Below are 19345 nucleotides of genomic sequence, written 5' to 3'. Positions count from 1 at the left end.
AATGTTGGCCGCTTATTTTGCATATTCAACTGCTCTTGTTTCACGAATTACTGTTACTTTAATGTGACCTGGATAATCCAATTCGTCTTCAATTTTCTTTCTAATTTCTCTAGCAATTTTGACCGATTCTACATCATCAATTTCATCTGGCTTAACCATAATTCTTATTTCACGACCTGCTTGGATAGCAAATGATTTTTCTACCCCTTCGTAAGACTCTGAAATCTCTTCTAATTTCTCAAGTCGTTTAATATAGTTTTCCAGCGTTTCACTTCTTGCTCCAGGTCTAGCAGCCGATAATGCATCAGCCGCTGCAACTAAAACAGATATCACGGAAGTTGGCTCTTCATCTCCATGGTGAGAAGCAATGGCATTAATTACAATCGCATTTTCTTTGTATTTTGTGGCCAATTCTTTACCAATTTCAACGTGGCTTCCTTCCACTTCATGATCAATTGCCTTTCCGATATCGTGAAGTAGACCAGCTCTTTTTGCTATCGTTTGATCTTCACCGAGTTCAGCAGCAAGTAATCCTGACAAATACGCTACTTCCATTGAATGCTTCAACACATTCTGACCATAACTTGTCCGATATTTTAAGCGACCTAGTATTTTAACAAGGTCAGGATGTAGACCGTGTACGCCTACCTCAAACGTTGTTTGTTCTCCAACTTCACGAATATACTCGTCAACCTCACGTCTTGATTTATCAACCATTTCTTCAATACGTGCAGGGTGGATACGTCCATCTTGAACGAGTTTTTCTAAGGCTATCCGAGCTGTTTCTCTTCTTATCGGATCAAATCCTGATAATATTACAGCTTCTGGTGTATCATCTATAATTAAGTCGATGCCAGTTAACGTTTCTAAAGTTCGAATATTTCGACCTTCACGACCTATGATGCGGCCTTTCATTTCATCATTTGGTAGATTGACAACAGATACAGTCGTCTCTGCAACGTGATCTGCCGCACAACGCTGTACAGCAAGAGAAAGGATACTCTTTGCTTTTTTATCAGCCTCTTCCTTTGCACGATTCTCAGCTTCTTTTATGATTATCGCTGACTCATGACTAACTTCCTTTTCAACACGTTCTAGAATAACCTGTTTAGCTTGGTCAGTCGTGTAACCGGAAATGCGTTCTAGCTCAGCTTGCTGCTCGCCTAACATAGCTTCCACTTTGCTTTCCATTTCTTCAATTTGTTGTTGTTTTTCTGCTAGCGAACTTTCCTTTTTCTCTAACATGAGCTCACGCTTATCCAGCGTTTCATCTTTACGGTCCAGATTCTCTTCTTTTTGCATCAGACGGCTTTCTTGCTTTTGAACTTCTACTCTTCTTTCTCGAAGCTCTTGCTCCAGCTGTTGACGAAGTTTATGATTTTCATCCTTCGCTTCAAGAAGTGCCTCTTTTTTAGCAACCTCTGCATTACGATGTCCTTCATCGACAATTTGTTTTGCCAAGTCTTCTGCACTAGAAATTTTCTTTTCAGCAATAGATTTACGAATCAGATAACCAACAACAATACCGACGATTAGGCCAAGCAAAATGGAGATGACTATGGTTACAACATCCATGATTTCACCTCCTCTTGCTATAAACTTGTACAATCAAATTAAGTCGGCATGTACATTCTTACACTTAATTAATCTTGTTTTAAATCAAAGAATGTATAATAAAAAATAAAATTATACATAATTAATTTTAATCTTGAGGGTATATAATGTCAAGGAAACGTCAAAATTCCTACAAATTTCCCTAAAAACCGATTAAAAATCCGGTGTTCTCCTTGCACTTAGCAATTGTCTTAGTCTTCCAAATTCATACTCCATTTTCAGTATAAAAATCCTTGCTGTTTTACAACAACAAGGATTAAAATCTACATATCTAGTGCTTCTTGTGCCTCTTCTTCGGAATTTGCGTCTCCAGGAATATCCATACTATAATGTTTTCTGACAGAGTTATAAATTTCCTCGGACATGTCTACATTTTCTTTTAAAAACTGTTTAGCATTTTCTCTTCCTTGGCCTAGACGTTCTTCGTTATAAGAATACCAAGCACCACTCTTTTGAACAATATCTAGATCGGACGCAATATCTAAAAGCTCTCCTTCTCTAGAAATTCCTTCTCCATACATAATATCAACCTCTGCTTGCTTAAACGGAGGAGCAACCTTATTTTTCACAACTTTAATTTTTGTTCTATTACCAACCATATCGTTCCCCTGCTTTAATGTCTCCGCACGACGAACTTCTAGCCTTACCGAAGAATAGAATTTAAGAGCACGTCCCCCAGGCGTAGTTTCAGGGTTTCCGAACATTACTCCTACTTTTTCACGAATTTGGTTGATAAAAATAGCTGTTGTTCTTGATTTATTAATAGCACCGGATAATTTTCTCAACGCTTGGGACATTAGACGGGCCTGCAAACCGACATGAGAATCGCCCATTTCTCCTTCAATTTCGGCTTTAGGTACTAAGGCAGCTACAGAATCAATAACAACAATGTCTACGGCACCACTTCTTACTAATGCTTCAGCGATTTCTAAAGCTTGTTCACCTGTATCTGGCTGTGAAAGTAATAACTCATCAACATTTACACCTAGTTTTCTAGCATATACTGGATCAAGGGCGTGCTCTGCATCAATAAAGGCAGCCTGTCCACCAGCCTTTTGTGCTTCAGCAATAGCATGAAGGGAAACGGTTGTTTTACCAGAAGATTCTGGTCCATAGATTTCAACGACACGTCCTTTTGGATATCCCCCAACACCTAGTGCCACATCCAAAGCCAGTGACCCACTGGAAACCGTAGCAATTTTTTGCTCTGCCTGCTCTCCCAGCTTCATGATGGAGCCTTTACCAAATTGCTTTTCTATTTGCTTTAACGCCATATCTAAGGCTTGTTTACGATCACTCAATTTACTTCCCCCTTAACGTTTTAAATACTGACTCTAATACCATCATACCTTGTTTCGATAGATTTAACAAGCAAAAACCGAATGAATGTTCCCTTGTTTTACTTATAGTTTTTTTATCAATAATTCAAAAAGCACATAAAGTTTTATTAATTTTTAATAGCAAATGAAACCCCAAAATAAAAATTTAAGCTTTTAAATTTTATTCTTGATAAATCGAAATAGTAATTCCAAGCCTTTCTTAACAGTTCTTATCCTTATCGACTCTCGGTCTCCAAAAAACTGAAAAGATTCAGTAAGAGACTTTCCTGAAGCATGATATATACTAATAAACACTGTTCCAACATCTTTTCCTTCAGATTTATCGGGTCCTGCGACACCTGTAAAACTTATTCCTACATTTGCATGTAGCTTTGTTTGGATATTTTTTGCCATTTCTTCTGCACAAGGTTCACTAATCGTCCCATATTTATCAATTGTTTCAGATGAAACCTGTAGTATCTGCTTCTTTACATCTGTGGAATAACAAACAATTCCTCCGTTAAACACTTCTGAAGCACCAGGAATGGAGACAATCGAGTCAGAAAAACTTCCGCCAGTTAAACTTTCAGCTGTAGCAATAGTCGTTTCCTTTTCTTTTAAAAGCGATAATATTTTGCTTTGGATAGTCTCTTCGTCATATCCATAAAAGTAATCACCAACTATATTCAAAACTTTTTTCTCTGTTAAATCAATCAAGTTATTTGCTTCCTCAATCGACTTACCTTTCGCTGTAATACGAAGTGCGACTTCGCCATCTGTAGCCAATGGAGCAATAGTAGGATTACTTTGATGATCGATAATCTTCTTTAAATCATGTTCTAACTGAGATTCACCGATTCCAATAAAACGAAGCATTCGTGATTGAATAACTGTTGATAAATTCAGTCTATCTTTTAAATATGGCAAAGCACCATCCGTCATAATTGACTTCATTTCTCTCGGAACACCAGGCATGAATATCCAAATCGTATCATTATATTCCGAAATCATTCCAGGAGCCATACCAACATTATTGTATATTACTTGTGCCCCTTCAAATACAAGTGCTTGTTTTTTATTATTCGGAGTCATTTTCCTATTCGTTTTTTTAAAATAATTTAAGATTTTATTCATAGATTCTGGATGTTCTACCAGCTTTTCATTAGTCATAGCTTGAAACGCTTCTCTTGTTAAATCATCATCTGTAGGTCCAAGTCCACCAGTAATAATCACAAGATCCGAGCGGTCATTTGCTAACTCAAATGTAGATTTAACTCGCTCCAAATTGTCGCCAACGACTCCATGAAAGAAAACATTAACTCCATGTCTTGCCAAGGTGTCAGAAATCCACTGTGCATTCGTGTTTGCAATTTGACCTAATAACAACTCTGTTCCTACTGCGATAATCTCTGCTTTATATTCCTTCATTATTTAGAATCCCTCATTACATGCCAATTTTTTTTGAAATAATCATATCCCGATACAACCGTAATAATTAATGCTAAGTAAAGTACAATTGTTGCAAATGGAAAACCAATGTAAGAAAACGGAAAATTATGTAATAACAATGCAGAAATAGAGATAATTTGAAGTACTGTTTTTAACTTGCCCATTTGCCCTGCAGCCAAAACGATACCCTCACCTGCTGCAACTAAACGTAAGCCTGTAACAGCGAACTCACGACTAATAATGAGTATAACAACCCAAGCAGGTGCTAAACCTAGTTCAACCAATAATATAAGTGCAGCAGAAACAAGTAATTTGTCAGCTAAAGGATCTAAAAATTTACCTAAATTAGTGACAAGGTTATATTTTCTGGCATAGTAGCCATCAATCCAGTCAGTGGTAGAGGCAATAATAAATAAAAGTGCTCCAACAAAATGAGAAACTGGCAACGCTGTTTCTCCTATCGACCAACTTCCCCAATTAAATGGGATGGATAATAAAATAATAAAAATCGGAATGAGAAAAATACGAGATATGGTAATTCGATTTGGTATATTCATTACTTACCTCCAAAGTTAACAATCAATTAGTATTAAATCAACGCAGATTCAACAATATAGGTTTATTTTAACACACGTAAGTTCAACCCTTCCCACCTGGTGCTCGATGAAAAGGGTTGTCTGATTATTTTCTTCACTTATTGTGTATTATTTTTTACATTAATCCAAACCCTTTGTACTTGACTTGGATTAATGTTGTCAGGCAGTTCCAACGTAATTCCATTAACTGTAATCGATAAATGGGTCGGATTTCCGAAGCGAAGATAAATTTGTTCTTCTCCGGTCATATCTTGCTCCCAAGGAGATTGGTCTGCATAAAACATTTCATTATAAAAGCTTTTTCCTTTACCATTTTCTACCTCCAACCAATTCTCACTATCAGAGCTTAATGTTAACGTTAATTGATCACCCGGATTTTCTAGGTCATAAATTGTCTCAGCATTACCTGTTTCAACCATATTTAGTGTTGGCTGTAGAGGTTCATTTTCTTCTTCTTCAACCTCACTATCCGCAGGTTGCTCTGTTTCTTCATTTTCTTCCTCTTGCTGTTGGTTTTGGTTTTGTTCATCGTCAGGAAGTCTCACTTGGTCTCCACCATTATCTTCTGTCTGAATTTGTTGATCAGGATTGTTTTCCTGTGACTGTTGATAAAAATACCAAATTGAAAAAACAATACCGACAATTAACAATACGACAATAATTGTTGGTAAGAAGGAAAAGATAGCAGGACTTTTTGTTGCGGAAGTATTTTTCCTACTGCGTTGAACACGAGAATATTCAATAGTACTTTCATCTGTTGAAGCAGGTAATTCAGCTTTATGCTCTTCCATCAGTTGATCTGGATCTAGATCAACTGCGGTAGCATATTCTTTCACAAAAGCTCGAACATAAAAATTTCCGGGCATTACTTCAAAATTACCTTTTTCAATTGCCTGAAGATAACGTGTTTGAATCTTTGTTATTTTTTGTATATCCTCCAAGGTAAGACTTTTTTGTTCTCTTGCTTCCTTAAGCCTTGCTCCTATTTCCATATATAACACCATCCATCTTTAAAAATCAAACATAGAAAAACCATCTGATTGATTAAATTCTAACTTATCGATTGGATCATAACGAATTTCTTCATCTTCTTCCGTACGAAGCTCAATAATATAATCAAAATCATCTAGCTTGTATTCCGTTTGTTGAACAAAAATATCGGGGTGCTCAACGACTTTGGTAGTTGGTAAGCGCATTAGTTCTCTTATTAGTTCCCAATGTTTTTCACTAGCTCTTTTCGTTGATACGATTCCATCTATAATGTATAAATTGTCATCATTATACTCATCTTTAATTAGCTGACTCCGGATGGTTTGTTTTAACAGTGTGCTCGAAACAAATAACCAACGCTTATTAGCACAAACGCTTGCTGCAACAATTGATTCCGTCTTGCCTACACGTGGCATTCCCCTGATACCTATAAGTTTGTGTCCATCTTTTTTATATAATTCAGCCATAAAGTCAACCAATAGACCTAATTCACTTCGAACAAATCGAAATGTCTTCTTATCATCTATATCACTATGTATATATCTGCCATGTCTAACTGCTAAACGATCTCTTAATTTAGGTTTTCGAATTTTTGTAACATTTATCGTATCCATGGTATCCAAAATAGATTTTAATCGTTGAATTTGTTCATCTTTCCTTGTTAACAGTAGCATTCCCCGCCTTGAATTCTCCACTCCATTAATCGTAATAATGTTAATGGAGAGCATACCCAAGAGTGACGAAATGTCCCCTAGTAGCCCTGGTCGATTATATTGTATCTCATATTCAAGGTACCACTCTGTTTTTTCCATAACGAAACTCCTTCAAATACAGGGTTAAAATTTCTCCCTCATTACTATTATCATAAATGATTTTTCCCCATTAGAAAAGGCATTTATATCCATCATGTGAAATTTATCGAAAAATGACAAATTTTTTTCCGTAACAAAAGCCCTTGCTTCACAAGGGCTTTTGTATTTCTAGTGATTATCTTCCTGTTCCTTCATTTTGAACTAGCTTTACCATTATATTTGCGAGTGCATGTTGTTCGTCTTGGCTAGCAGCATTCCACATGTCTCTTAACACTGCTTCTTGGTCGTTTTTAGCATCGACTTGGTTAGCAAGATAACTACCAATATCATAAGCTACATCAGAAATTGCTTGTTGATTCATCCCTTGGCCTTGTGCTTGGTGAAGACGATCGCCAAGGAAATCTTTCCATGATTCAAAATTATCAAGAACAGACATAATTATATTCCTCCTTCATTCAGCTTACATTGATAGCATTTGAAATATTGAGAAGTTTATACATGAAGAAGGGATACAAAATTAAGTTGTATTACCAGCCACCAGTTACCTGAATAATCTCTCCTTGAACATAAGAAGTTCGTTCATCTAATAGGAAAGAAACAACATGAGCAACATCGGTAGCTTCTCCTGCTCTCTTCATTGGTATTTCGCTAAAAATATCTGCTTTTTCTTCTGTGGTAAAATTTTCATTCATTTTTGTCTCAATGAAGCCAGGACTAACACCATTAACAGAAACCCCACTATGTGCAAGCTCTTTCGCTAACGATTTCACAAAGCTATTTTGAGCACCCTTAACGGAGGAATAAATAACTTCACAACTAGCACCCTTTTCTCCCCAAATGGAAGAAATGACTATTATATTTCCATATTTTTGTCTTATCATATCAGGTAATAGATGCTTAGAAATCATCCAAGGTGTTTTTACATGTAAATGGAACATCACATCCATTTCATTCTCAGAAACATCTTGTAACAGTCCAAAAGTAGTGGTACCACTTGCAAAAACAACATTATTAATTGGAAAACTAATCATTTGCAAAAAGTCATGAATCCCTTTACTTGTACTCAGGTTTCCTTTTAACATGCCAAGGACTGCGTCATCTGGGAGTTGTTTCATCAATTGATGAAGGACTTTTTTATTTTCATGATAATGTAACAACAACTGATAACCATCTGATGCTAACCTTTTTGCTATAGCAACACCGATATCACCACTTGCCCCAATAACCAGACAATTTCGTTTCATACGATTCACCCTTGGGAAGGAATGATTTGACAAACAGCTATACGTTCCTCATCAATCCATGACTGTAAAAATTCATTTGCTTGATCTACAGTAAGCGACTCAATAAATGGCAGTACTTCAAATAAATCAATTCCTAACAAATTATAATGAGTAAATTGGTTGGAAATAAACTCTAAAGAGTTCATGGAACGTAGAAATTGACCTATTTTTTTTCGTTTGACTCGTTCAAAATCTTCTTTATTTAATGATAAGTCTTTAAGCTTTCCGAGCATACTCTTGATTGTTTCCGCCAATTCATCAGGTTTTGCAGTATTTCCACCAATGATGGAAAATCCAAAGCCTTTTTCTAAATTACTCTCAAAACCAAAGCTGTTGTCAATTAAATCTTTTTCATAAAGCTCTTGGTAAAATTCCCCACTTTTTGAGAAGAACTGATCCAATAGCATATCGGTAAGCAAATCTTTTCTCAAGAAATCATCCATATTCTCAAAGGTCATATCTTCTTTTATTCCTATCATGCACTTAGATACAGAAACAGGCATCTCAATTACGTGCTTCTTCTTAGCAACGTGTAATGGTTCTTCCGGAAATGACCGTTTAATTTCAGAAAGAGCTGAGAAATCTTTATTGTTCTGGTTCTCTATAATTAACTTCATCATTGATTCTGGTTCAAAGTTTCCCGCTACAAATAATGTCATATTGGCTGGATGATAAAATGTATTGTAACAAGTATATAAATCATCTTTTGTTATTTCTTCAATGGATTCAACTGTTCCAGCAATATCCTTTTGAACAGGGTGGTTATGATATAAACTTTGAATGGTTCCAAAAAACGCTCTCCAATCAGGCTGATCGTCATACATACGAATTTCTTGTCCTATAATACCCTTTTCCTTTTCAACAGAATGTTCCGAAAAATAGGGGTCTTGGACAAAATCCAATAAGGTTTTAACATTTTCTTCAATTTGATTTGTAGAAGAAAATAAATAGGCTGTTTTTGTAAATGAGGTAAAAGCATTCGCAGACGCCCCTCGCTTTGTAAAGTCTTGAAAAACATCTCGGTCTTCTTTTTCAAATAATTTATGTTCCAGAAAATGAGCTATCCCATCTGGTACTGTAATTAATTCATCTTTATCTATTGGAACGAAACTTTGATCAATGGAGCCATAATCGGTGGAAAAGATACCAAATGTCTTTGCCATTTCCCTCTTTGGAAGTAGAAATACTTTAAGTCCATTATTAAGTGTATCAGCATAAATTGTCTCTTTTAATTGCTCATAATACTTTTTATTCATTGTTACTACCTCCCTTACTCGTAAGGAAATAAATGGTATCTAACTCCAGCTTATTTCCTACCCTAAGAAGATCATCTTTTTGTACACGTTTGATTCCATCGATTACTTCATCCGGTGTTATATTGTTTTCGGCTAATACTTGGTGATATAGTACTTCAATTAATCCTTGGGAATTATCCATCGTTTCTAGCAATTGGTTAATAACCATATTCTTTGTTTCTTCTACTTGGTCATCTGTAAATTCACCTTTTTTCATTTCATCCATTTGTTCTAGAATAATATCTTTTGCCTTTGAGAAGTTATTTGGATCTATCCCACTAAATACAAACAATAACCCTTTATGACTCTCATATCTGGATGCAGCATAATAAGCCAAACTATGCTTTTCTCGTACATTCATAAACAGCTTAGAGCTTGGAAAACCACCAAAGATACCATTGAATACTTGAAGAGCAAAATAATCTGGATCATTAAAATTTATATTCGTTCGAAATCCTAAATGCAGTTTTCCTTGTTGGATGTTCTGCTCTTCTGTTACTTCGTTTAATTTTTTTATTTGTTTTTTTTGAACTGCCTGTTCCCTATTATTTGATTTGTACTCTCTTGCAAAATAATTCGCTATTTCCTTTTCAATACTTTGTTCTTCTAGGTCACCTAAAACATAAATATCTAGTTGATCATGTACCAGCATGTCTTGGTAATACTCGTACAAACTTCTTTCATTTATTGGGTCAAGATCTTCTAAGTAACCATGAACATGAAGGCGATACGGTTCATCTTTACACATTTCATCAATTAACCTCATGTTCGCATAACTCATTTTATCATCAATAATAGAGTTGATCTTTTGCTTCAACGTTTGTTTTTCACGGGCAACTATTTTCTGATCAAACTGTTCCCCATTTGTTTTGGGATGAAAAATGATTTGATTAAGTAATTGTAGCGCTTCGTTAAAAATGTTTTGGCTAGAACTTAAGTAAGACTGATTTGCAACTTCCATCCGAACAGTTAAAACATGATTTTCACCCTTTTTCGAGCTATCAATACTCAATACTGCACCATACAAGTCATCAAGTGCAGTTCGAAGTGCTCGAGCAGTAGGATGTTGATTCGTTCCTTGCTGTAATATATATGGTAGTAATGCTCTTTGCGTTATAGACTCCCTTTCTAAAGGCGCCTTAAACTTTAGTACTATATTGATTGTTTTATACTTCTTACTTTGAATAACGTGCAAGTTATATCCATTATCGGTGATTTTTCTTTCACGAATTGAGTTCATTACATAAGCCTCCCTACTTCATATTATGTATAGCTTTTCAATAAATAAGTATCTCTATCCCTAAAGAAGATATGATTACATCCCTATTTAGATTACTTTCTCCTTATGACAGTATACCGAAAAAAAAACCCGGTAACAATTACCAGGTTTTGTCGAATTTATCCAAATATTTTAATAACAATTAACGTGTACCCTTGATATATGGTTTCCCAATTGATTTTGGTGCTTCTGCTCTACCAATAAAGCCTGCTAAGGCAAGAATTGTTAGTACATAGGGAGCAATTGTCAAATACACTTTCGGTACGTCAGCTAACAATGGAATGCCAGAGCTTATTACACTAAGACTTTGTGCAAATCCAAAGAATAATGCTGCCCCCATTGCCCCTAATGGATGCCATTTTCCAAAAATTACTGCAGCTAATGACATAAACCCTTGACCTACAATGGTTGATTGAGAGAAATTAAAGGAAATCGTTAATGCAAATACAGAACCGCCCAATCCACCCAAAGCTCCGGAGATCATGACCGCAACATAACGCATTAGATACACGTTTATTCCATTCGTATCAGCAGCCATTGGATGTTCACCTACAGATCGTAGCCTTAATCCAAAAGACGTATGATATAAGATAAACCATGCAACAAATGCTAATACAATTGCCAAATAGGAAGTATAGTATATTCCTTTAAAAAATATTGGCCCCAAAAAAGGGATGTCCGAAAGAAAAGGGATCGATTTTGAATAAAATGGTTGGCTAACCATATCTGTTTGTCCTTTGCCATACCACTGTTTTGTTAAAAATACACCTAAACCAAGCGCTAAAAAGTTTATGGCTACTCCACTTACGACTTGGTCGGCACGAAAGGTTACTGATGCAACAGCATGTACTAACGAAAACAATGCGGATACAATACAAGCAACAATCATAGATAGCCAAGGTGTAAAAGTCCCAAAAACATTAGCAAATGTGAGGTTGAAGACAACTCCAACAAATGCTCCCATTACCATTAAACCTTCTAACCCTATATTTACTACTCCTGAACGTTCACTAAAAACACCGCCAAGAGCAGTAAAAATTAAAGGAGCGGAAAAAAACAATGCAATTGGAATAATTGATTGTAAAGCTTCAATAAATGCCATTTTATTTTCCCTCCTTCTTGAATCGTAAAATTACCCATCTAATAATATAGCTTGATGCCACAAAAAAGATAATTAGAGCAATAACAATTTCAACTAGCTCCCCAGGTACTCCAGCAGTTGTCGGCATATTTAAGGATCCTATTTTTAATACACCAAATAAGAAGGCAGCAATCACAGACCCTATTGCGGTATTACCTCCAAGTAATGCGACTGCGATTCCGTCAAAACCCAAATTCGTGAAGGATGAGTTAGTTGGCATATATCCAAATGTACCTAAGCCTTCCATTGCACCTGCAAGACCTGCAAATGCTCCAGATATAACCATTGCTAAAATAATATTTTTTCCTACACTCATTCCAGCATATTCTGATGCGTGTCGATTAAACCCAACGGATCTAAGCTCATATCCAATTGTTGTTTTTTCTAACAAAAACCACATGATGAATGCTGCAAGAAATGCAATTAAAATACCATAGTGCAATCTAGAATATCCCGTTATTTCCATTAACCAGTCTGAAGAAAGTAAAGCTGATTCCGCCACTTTTTCTGTAGAATCGCTACCATCAGTCAACACATTCCTTATCATTGCATTTGAAACATGTAAAGCAATATAATTCATCATAATCGTAACAATAACTTCATGAACTCCTAACCTTGCTTTTAATAAACCTGGAAGAAATCCCCATAAAGCGCCAGCCAAGGCAGCTCCAATAATGGTTATTGGTAGATGAATAATCATCGGAGCATGGAGTGAAGTACCTATCCAAACAGACGCTAACCACCCAATAATAACTTGACCCTCAGCACCAATATTAAACAACCCGCTTCGAAAAGCAAAAGCAACAGCAAGACCTGTAAAGATGTATGGTGTTACTTGACGAACTGTTTCACCAAAAAAGTATACATTTCCAAATGCACCATCCCAAAGTGCTTGATAACCTAAGATTGGGTTATATCCAAATATAAGCATAATCAACGCACCAGCAATTAATCCTAATATGACGGAAATAACCGGAACTAAAATATTAAACATACGACTTGAAAACATCAGGACTCACCAACTTTCTCTTTCCTGCTACCTGCCATTAACAATCCTAATTCTTGTTCATTAGTTTCTTGCGGTCGAACAATAGCCACAATCTTTCCATCAAACATAACTGCAATTTTATCACTGACATTTAATATTTCATCTAGTTCAAAAGATACAAGTAAGATTGCTTTACCACTATCTCGTTCTTCAATTAATTTTTTGTGAATAAACTCTATTGCTCCTACATCTAAGCCTCTAGTTGGCTGAGCTGCAATTAATAAATCGGGTGAGCGATCTACCTCTCTTGCAATAATTGCTTTTTGTTGGTTTCCTCCTGAAAGAGCCCGTGCTTTTGTATAGGCACTCGGAGTCCGAACATCATATTGTTCAATTAACGATTTTGCATAACGATATATTTTTGAATAGGATAAAACCCCACTATTTGCATATGGTTTTTGGTAATAGGTTTGGAGCACCATATTTTCACCAATTGGAAAATCCAATACAAGACCAAACTTATGTCGATCCTGTGGAATATGAGAGACACCAGATTCCGTTACTTTTCGAGGTGGTAAATTAGTAATATTCTTTTCATTTAAAAACACCGAACCAGCATCAGCTTTCCTTAAACCAGTGATTGCCTCAATTAATTCAGATTGTCCATTACCATCAACACCTGCAATTCCTATTATTTCTCCGGCTTTCACTTCTAAATCTAATCCTTTTACCATTTCAACATTCCGAGAGTCTTTTACGCGTAAATTATCTACTCTTAATACTGTCTGTTTAGGATTTGAGGCTGACTTTTCCGTTTTAAAGCTTATTTCTCTACCTACCATTAATGAAGCTAATTCATTCGTATTTGTTTCTTCAACATTTACCGTACCAATACCAACACCTTTGCGAATAACTGTACAACGGTCACAAACCTCCATAATCTCTTTTAGCTTATGGGTAATAAGAATAATAGAGATTCCTTCTTTTATTAGGGTCTTCATTATTCCAATTAATTCTTTTATCTCTTGTGGTGTTAATACGGCAGTAGGTTCATCAAGAATTAGCACTTCTGCTCCACGGTATAATGTTTTTAAAATCTCAACTCTTTGCTGCATTCCAACAGATATATCTTTAATTTTCGCTTGTGGATCAACTTTTAAACCATAACGTTCGGATAGGTCGACCACTTCTTTTTCAGCTTTCTTAAGATCAACAATCCCTAGTTGTTTTGGTTCACTTCCTAATATTATATTTTGAGTGACAGTGAATGTATCAACTAACATAAAGTGTTGGTGAACCATACCAATTCCTAAATCATTAGCTTTATTAGGGTCAGTTATATTAACTTTTTCACCCTTTACACGAATCTCTCCTTTTTCCGGCTGATATAATCCAAATAGAACATTCATTAATGTTGATTTACCTGCACCATTCTCACCGAGCAAAGCATGTATTTCACCTTGTTTTACTTGTAAGGTTATATTGTCATTTGCCACTATTCCTGGAAATTCTTTTCGAATTCCTAGCATTTCTATTACATAATTATCCAAAGTCTACACTCCTTAATCGGAAAACTGAGTATTTCGATTAGAAAGATAAAGGTATTCCTCCAAAAGCTTAGAAGAATCCCTAGTATTATTTGTAAAATGTATTGACAAGAAAATCGCCAAATGAAAAGGGCGGAACAGACTCTTCATTTGACAATCCTCTATTATGTATGGAAGAAAAAGGCTAGAGCTTATCTAGCCTTTTCATTTTAATTAAAGAGAATCAAGATAAGAAGCTAGATCTTCTTCAGTCGATGGAACCTCAACTTCTCCATCTAGAATTTTTTGCTTCCATTCCTCTACAGTTGAATCAATTTCATCTGTATATGCCTCTTCGTTTGTCTTCGCGACACCAACAGCATCGTCCTCAATACCTAGTGCTAATAATTCACCGCCAGGAAATTCACCTTCAAGTGCTTGTTGAGATACTGTTTGAACAGCAACATCGACACGCTTAAGCATAGAAGTTAACGTTACATTTGTATCACCAATTTGTCCTTCCTCATATTGGTCACGGTCAACACCAATCACCCAAACATTTGCATCTGGATCACTGTTTTTAATATCTTTAGCTTGAGCAAAAACACCGTTTCCTGTTGCACCAGACGCATGGTAAATAACATCAATTCCACCATTATACATGTCAGAAGCGATTGCTTTCCCTTTATCAATTGCAGCAAATGAATCTGCATACTGAACATCTACTTCGATATCTGGATCTACAGCTGCAACCCCAGCACGATATCCTATTTCAAAGCGTTTAATTAATTCACTTTCTTCTCCACCTACAAAACCAACTTGTCCAGACTCGCTTTTTAGTGCTGCTGCCACACCAACTAAGAAAGATCCTTGTTGTTCTTTAAACGTAACACTTGCAACATTATCTCCTTCGACTACGGAGTCAATAATAGCAAAATTCGTGTCTGGATTTTGTCCAGCGACTTGACCTAACGCATCGGCCAATTTATAACCAATACCAAAAATAAGGTTGTAATCTTGCTGTATTAAACGATTTAAATTTGGCATATAATCTGCATCAGCATCAGATTGTGCATAATCAAAACCTTCGCCCTTAGAGAGACCATTTTCTTCCCCAAATGCCTGTATTCCTTCCCAAGCAGATTGGTTAAATGACTTATCGTCTACACCACCAACATCTGTAACCATTGCTACACTAAAGTCAGCCGTCTCCGTTGCTTCATCAGTTCCTTCATCTGCACCTTCTTCAGCATTGCCATTTTCTGTTTCATCTACATTGTTAGCATTATCCTCTTCCTCAGCAGCGCCACATGCTCCCAATACAAACGCAATGGAAAACAACAATCCAATCAAAAGTAAAAAATGATTTTTCTTCAAAATAATTACCCCCATATAAATTCTTTATTAGTTTATACTTTCCCAATCTCTATTAAAATGATGTAGTAATCACCTCCTAAATTTGAAAATCAATCATACTTTATGTTCTTTAGACTCGTTTTCGCAAGACTGAAAAACTAAACATATCTGCTCGAAAATAATTTGCTGAATATAGGACAGGCTCATCATCCTGTGTATAATGCATTTGCTTTAATAATAATAAAGCCTGGTCAGGATCACAGTTTAAAGTAGCTGATATTTGATCATGATAGCCAATCGGCTCTATATTAGCTATTGCGTAGGATATATATTTATTACTATAGGATTCGAGCAAACTGAATAAAGAATCTTGTGTATGAACTTGTTCCAAAGGAAGCAACTGTTTGTCTACCTTATCAATGCAGTACACAACTGGTTGCCCATCCGCAGTTCTTACTCTTTTTATCTGAGCAATGATGTCCATAGTCTTTGGTTTAAATCGCTTTATATCGTTTTCTGTTGGTTGAATTAACTCTGTTGAAATGTATTGGGTGCCAGGAATTTTTCCTGATTGTCGAATCATGTCTGTGACACTACCTAGCTGTTCAATCCCCGTAGAAAATAATGGTTTGGCATTTACGATTGTTCCAAAACCATGTTTGATAGAAATGATATTTTCTTCTTCCAATATATGTAACACTTCTTTTAAGACTGTTCGTGAAATTCCAAGTTTTTTTGCCAACTCAAACTCAGAAGGTAATAACTCTTTTTCTTTAAAAATACCGTTGTCGATACTAGCTTTCATTTGCTCTATAGCTTGTACTAATAACTGATTGTTATCTGACTGTATTGTCATGTTAAACCCCCAGAAAATATGCAACATGATAGATTTATTTAACTTAAATTGGCAAGAATGTCAGGAATAAATATAACACTTTTATTTCTAGAAATAAATAGAAAAAAGGACATTTTTAATAGAATAACTCAGAAAATGTCGGTTTTTGTAAGATTATCTCCCATACACAACAAAAAGATACCCTCATCTTCTATTTTCTTAAGACAAGGGTTGCTTCTTTTTATAATGGCTATTTTCTAAATGATTATAGCTTTTTACATTAATCCTAATTGCCAAAAGCTTAATACGCAAAATAAGATAAATGCGACAGAGTGAGAGCTTCGATTATCGCTACGGAAATACACTGCCCGTAGCGGAAATCAACATAGCAGTTATGTTGCATTATAGGTCTTATGTGTAAACTGTGTAATAAAAAATCAATAAATAATACGAAAAGAGCTTTTATAATCAAGATGATTTTTCCTCTGTGTAGTCGGAAACCAATACCGTGCGGGGCTTAGAACCTTCATATGGACCAACAATCCCTCTTGCTTCCATTGCATCAATCAGTCTAGCTGCTCTTGTATAACCAATTCTAAATCTTCTTTGTAACATTGATACACTCGCACTTTGCATTTCTACAATTAATTGCACTGCATCATCAAACAAATCGTCATCCACATCATTAGGCGTGTCGGTTTCTTCATCTGGAATCATTTCATCTTGATACTGCGCTTTTTGTTGTTCAATACAAAAATCAACAATACGCTCAACTTCTTCATCTGATAGAAATGCTCCTTGTATCCTTGTTGGTTTCGACGCTCCTACTGGAATAAATAGCATATCTCCTCGTCCTAATAGTTTTTCTGCCCCACCAGTATCTAAAATAGTACGTGAATCCGTAGCAGATGAAACACTAAATGCAATCCGAGAAGGAATATTAGCTTTGATAACACCTGTGATAACATCAACTGATGGCCTTTGAGTAGCAATGATAAGGTGAATCCCAGCAGCTCTAGCCATTTGAGCTAAACGTGTAATGGCGTCCTCAACGTCATTTGAGGCGACCATCATTAAGTCAGCTAATTCATCAACTAATACGACAATGTATGGAAGAAGTGGCTGGTTATCTCCCTCAGCAGCATTGTATTTTTTTATATATTCGTTGTATCCTTCTATGTTTCTAGTTCCAGTATCAGAAAACAAATCATATCTTCGTTCCATCTCAGAAACTACTTTTTTCAAAGCTCTTGATGCTTTTTTCGGATCAGTCACTACAGGTGCTAATAAGTGAGGTATCCCATTATACACATTTAACTCTACTTTTTTCGGATCAATCATCATCATTTTTACTTCATGTGGTTTTGCACGCATAAGTATACTTGTGATTATCCCATTGATACATACACTTTTTCCGCTGCCTGTCGCTCCAGCTACCAATAAATGCGGCATTCTATTTAGCTCTGCCATCACCGCATCGCCAGAAATATCCCTTCCTAAAACAAAGCCTAACTTAGACCCTTGTTGCCCCTGTTTAGTCTCGAGTACCTCTCTTAACGACACTGTTGCGATTTCTTGGTTCGGTACCTCTATTCCCACAGCAGACTTCCCTGGAATTGGTGCTTCTATTCTTATATCCTTAGCTGCCAAAGCTAAAGCTAGGTCGTCATGAAGATTTACTATTTTACTAACTTTCACACCTACATCTGGATAAACCTCATACTTCGTAACAGCTGGTCCAACATGAACTTTTGTTACTTTTGCTTTTACTCCAAAGCTATGAAACGTTCGCTCTAACTTTCGAACTGTTGCTTGGATTTGTCCACGCTCCTGATGTTGTGCATTATGGGTAGGCTCTATTAGTAAGCTTAACGGTGGTAGGTTATAATCTTCATTCTCTAGTTCTACCATCGGTAAGGTTTCAGTAATATCTTCTTCCTCTATTTCATTTGATTCCTTCTTTTCCTTTTTCTTCGGCACTGCATCGCTTTTTTCTGTTATTTCCTCCGTGTTCTCACTAGAGTATGCGATATCTGTAAACTCTTGGATCACAGGTTCTTCCATATTTACTTCGTGTGTCGTTGGTTCCCATTCGGATGTACTCAATTCAGGTTCTGGAGCTAATTCCTGTTTTCTTTGCTTCCGTTCTTCCTTCTTCTGTTTCCATAAATCAGCTTGATTCTTCATAGAAGCTTTCAATGTAGCACTAGTTTTTTCTATGAAATCACCAATGGAAAATTCGGTGATAAAAAGTATTCCAATAATGATAGAAAAAACAGAAACTATTTTTGCTCCAACAGAAGAAAATAAATAATAACAGAAAGCAAATAGAAGCGCACCAACTGTTCCACCCCCAAGATTAGTAGGAGGTAAGTCACCATTTAAAAATGCAAAAAAATGATTCCATGTTGTCTTAATTATCGAAGGTTGTATGGAATGAAGTAATATATTTTCAAATGTTTGAATGTGAGTTAACAGTAAAACACCTAAAAAAATGATATAAATCCCTATTAAGCGTTTATTAAACAGAAATGGAATTTGCCGTTTTATCATTAGAAATAAGCCAATTCCTAACAGAAATACTGACGCGATGAAATACCAGATACCAAAAAGAAACCGAAAAGCGTTTTCCAATCCAGCTGGAATGGCTCCCTCACTAATTGCACTTGCTCCACTTCCGAAAATAGCAAGAAAGATAAATAATATTCCAATTAATTCGTATTTCACCTGGGTTTTTAACGTATTTTGCTTCTTTTTACTTTTTCTTCTTTTTGCCACACTTATCACCTCTGTGAATAATCCAATGCTGCTACTTCGATTAGATAAACCCTTGTCAAATGATGACAAGGGTTTATCTCTTGG

Annotated in this window: 16 protein-coding genes; all 16 read right to left on the bottom strand. The window is 35.9% G+C overall.

The genetic code is table 11. The annotated features are described in order from the left end of the window. Positions 1–12 precede the first annotated feature (12 nt). The gene (gene rny, locus JOC48_RS12705; protein WP_204500236.1) at positions 13–1575 is read right to left on the bottom strand and encodes a ribonuclease Y; all 1563 of its coding nucleotides are present in this window, start codon (positions 1573–1575) and stop codon (positions 13–15) included. Between the two features lie 302 nt (positions 1576–1877). Beyond that, entirely contained in the window at positions 1878–2915 is a 1038-nt protein-coding gene (gene recA, locus JOC48_RS12700) for a recombinase RecA (protein WP_204500235.1), read from the bottom strand. A gap of 192 nt (positions 2916–3107) precedes the next feature. After that, positions 3108–4361: a competence/damage-inducible protein A gene (locus tag JOC48_RS12695; protein WP_204500233.1), complete on the bottom strand. Its 1254-nt coding sequence runs from the start codon at positions 4359–4361 to the stop codon at positions 3108–3110. Then, positions 4361–4939 (bottom strand): CDP-diacylglycerol--glycerol-3-phosphate 3-phosphatidyltransferase, encoded by a 579-nt coding sequence (gene pgsA, locus JOC48_RS12690; RefSeq protein ID WP_204500231.1) that lies wholly within the window; start codon positions 4937–4939, stop codon positions 4361–4363. Before pgsA ends, JOC48_RS12695 begins: the two co-directional genes overlap by 1 nt. A gap of 137 nt (positions 4940–5076) precedes the next feature. Continuing rightward, positions 5077–5970, bottom strand: coding sequence for a helix-turn-helix domain-containing protein (locus tag JOC48_RS12685; protein ID WP_204500229.1), 894 nt, complete (start codon positions 5968–5970; stop codon positions 5077–5079). Between the two features lie 18 nt (positions 5971–5988). Beyond that, positions 5989–6780: a DUF3388 domain-containing protein gene (locus tag JOC48_RS12680; RefSeq protein ID WP_204500227.1), complete on the bottom strand. Its 792-nt coding sequence runs from the start codon at positions 6778–6780 to the stop codon at positions 5989–5991. Between the two features lie 175 nt (positions 6781–6955). Beyond that, the gene (locus JOC48_RS12675) at positions 6956–7216 is read right to left on the bottom strand and encodes a DUF3243 domain-containing protein (RefSeq protein ID WP_204500225.1); all 261 of its coding nucleotides are present in this window, start codon (positions 7214–7216) and stop codon (positions 6956–6958) included. Between the two features lie 91 nt (positions 7217–7307). Beyond that, positions 7308–8024 carry an elongation factor P 5-aminopentanone reductase gene (ymfI, locus tag JOC48_RS12670; protein WP_204500223.1) on the bottom strand — a complete coding sequence of 239 codons (717 nt, stop codon included), beginning with the start codon at positions 8022–8024 and terminating at the stop codon, positions 7308–7310. 5 nt (positions 8025–8029) lie between these two features. Next, positions 8030–9319 (bottom strand): EF-P 5-aminopentanol modification-associated protein YfmH, encoded by a 1290-nt coding sequence (yfmH, locus tag JOC48_RS12665; protein WP_204500222.1) that lies wholly within the window; start codon positions 9317–9319, stop codon positions 8030–8032. Next, a complete protein-coding gene (gene yfmF, locus JOC48_RS12660; protein WP_204500221.1) occupies positions 9312–10598 on the bottom strand; it encodes an EF-P 5-aminopentanol modification-associated protein YfmF in 1287 nt (428 codons plus the stop codon). Before yfmF ends, yfmH begins: the two co-directional genes overlap by 8 nt. A gap of 181 nt (positions 10599–10779) precedes the next feature. Continuing rightward, entirely contained in the window at positions 10780–11739 is a 960-nt protein-coding gene (locus tag JOC48_RS12655; protein WP_204500220.1) for an ABC transporter permease, read from the bottom strand. A 1-nt stretch (position 11740) separates the two neighbouring features. Beyond that, positions 11741–12787, bottom strand: a complete 1047-nt coding sequence (locus JOC48_RS12650) for an ABC transporter permease (protein WP_204500219.1) — start codon at positions 12785–12787, stop codon at positions 11741–11743. Next, the gene (locus JOC48_RS12645) at positions 12787–14295 is read right to left on the bottom strand and encodes an ABC transporter ATP-binding protein (RefSeq protein WP_204500349.1); all 1509 of its coding nucleotides are present in this window, start codon (positions 14293–14295) and stop codon (positions 12787–12789) included. Before JOC48_RS12645 ends, JOC48_RS12650 begins: the two co-directional genes overlap by 1 nt. Positions 14296–14526: 231 nt before the next feature. After that, the gene (locus JOC48_RS12640; RefSeq protein ID WP_239584356.1) at positions 14527–15669 is read right to left on the bottom strand and encodes a BMP family lipoprotein; all 1143 of its coding nucleotides are present in this window, start codon (positions 15667–15669) and stop codon (positions 14527–14529) included. A gap of 109 nt (positions 15670–15778) precedes the next feature. Then, complete coding sequence (locus JOC48_RS12635) at positions 15779–16504, bottom strand: GntR family transcriptional regulator (protein ID WP_204500217.1); 726 nt, start codon at positions 16502–16504, stop codon at positions 15779–15781. Between the two features lie 447 nt (positions 16505–16951). Beyond that, positions 16952–19261, bottom strand: coding sequence for a DNA translocase FtsK (locus JOC48_RS12630; protein WP_204500347.1), 2310 nt, complete (start codon positions 19259–19261; stop codon positions 16952–16954). Positions 19262–19345 lie beyond the last annotated feature (84 nt).

This window comes from Aquibacillus albus, from assembly GCF_016908325.1.
GTDB lineage: Bacteria > Bacillota > Bacilli > Bacillales > Amphibacillaceae > Aquibacillus_A > Aquibacillus_A albus.
Note: the sequence above shows the minus strand (reverse complement) of the source record. Positions and strands in the feature narration are given on the sequence as shown.

Excerpts from the sequence above, each read along its gene's own strand:
- rny (WP_204500236.1), bottom strand. The coding sequence starts at position 1,575 with ATGGATGTTGTAACCATAGTCATCTCCATTTTGCTTGGCCTAATCGTC.
- JOC48_RS12685 (WP_204500229.1), bottom strand. The coding sequence starts at position 5,970 with ATGGAAATAGGAGCAAGGCTTAAGGAAGCAAGAGAACAAAAAAGTCTT.
- pgsA (WP_204500231.1), bottom strand. The coding sequence starts at position 4,939 with ATGAATATACCAAATCGAATTACCATATCTCGTATTTTTCTCATTCCG.
- ymfI (WP_204500223.1), bottom strand. The coding sequence starts at position 8,024 with ATGAAACGAAATTGTCTGGTTATTGGGGCAAGTGGTGATATCGGTGTT.
- JOC48_RS12675 (WP_204500225.1), bottom strand. The coding sequence starts at position 7,216 with ATGTCTGTTCTTGATAATTTTGAATCATGGAAAGATTTCCTTGGCGAT.
- yfmH (WP_204500222.1), bottom strand. The coding sequence starts at position 9,319 with ATGAATAAAAAGTATTATGAGCAATTAAAAGAGACAATTTATGCTGAT.
- JOC48_RS12635 (WP_204500217.1), bottom strand. The coding sequence starts at position 16,504 with ATGACAATACAGTCAGATAACAATCAGTTATTAGTACAAGCTATAGAG.
- JOC48_RS12680 (WP_204500227.1), bottom strand. The coding sequence starts at position 6,780 with ATGGAAAAAACAGAGTGGTACCTTGAATATGAGATACAATATAATCGA.
- JOC48_RS12645 (WP_204500349.1), bottom strand. The coding sequence starts at position 14,295 with ATGCTAGGAATTCGAAAAGAATTTCCAGGAATAGTGGCAAATGACAAT.
- JOC48_RS12695 (WP_204500233.1), bottom strand. The coding sequence starts at position 4,361 with ATGAAGGAATATAAAGCAGAGATTATCGCAGTAGGAACAGAGTTGTTA.
- JOC48_RS12650 (WP_204500219.1), bottom strand. The coding sequence starts at position 12,787 with ATGTTTTCAAGTCGTATGTTTAATATTTTAGTTCCGGTTATTTCCGTC.
- yfmF (WP_204500221.1), bottom strand. The coding sequence starts at position 10,598 with ATGAACTCAATTCGTGAAAGAAAAATCACCGATAATGGATATAACTTG.
- JOC48_RS12655 (WP_204500220.1), bottom strand. The coding sequence starts at position 11,739 with ATGGCATTTATTGAAGCTTTACAATCAATTATTCCAATTGCATTGTTT.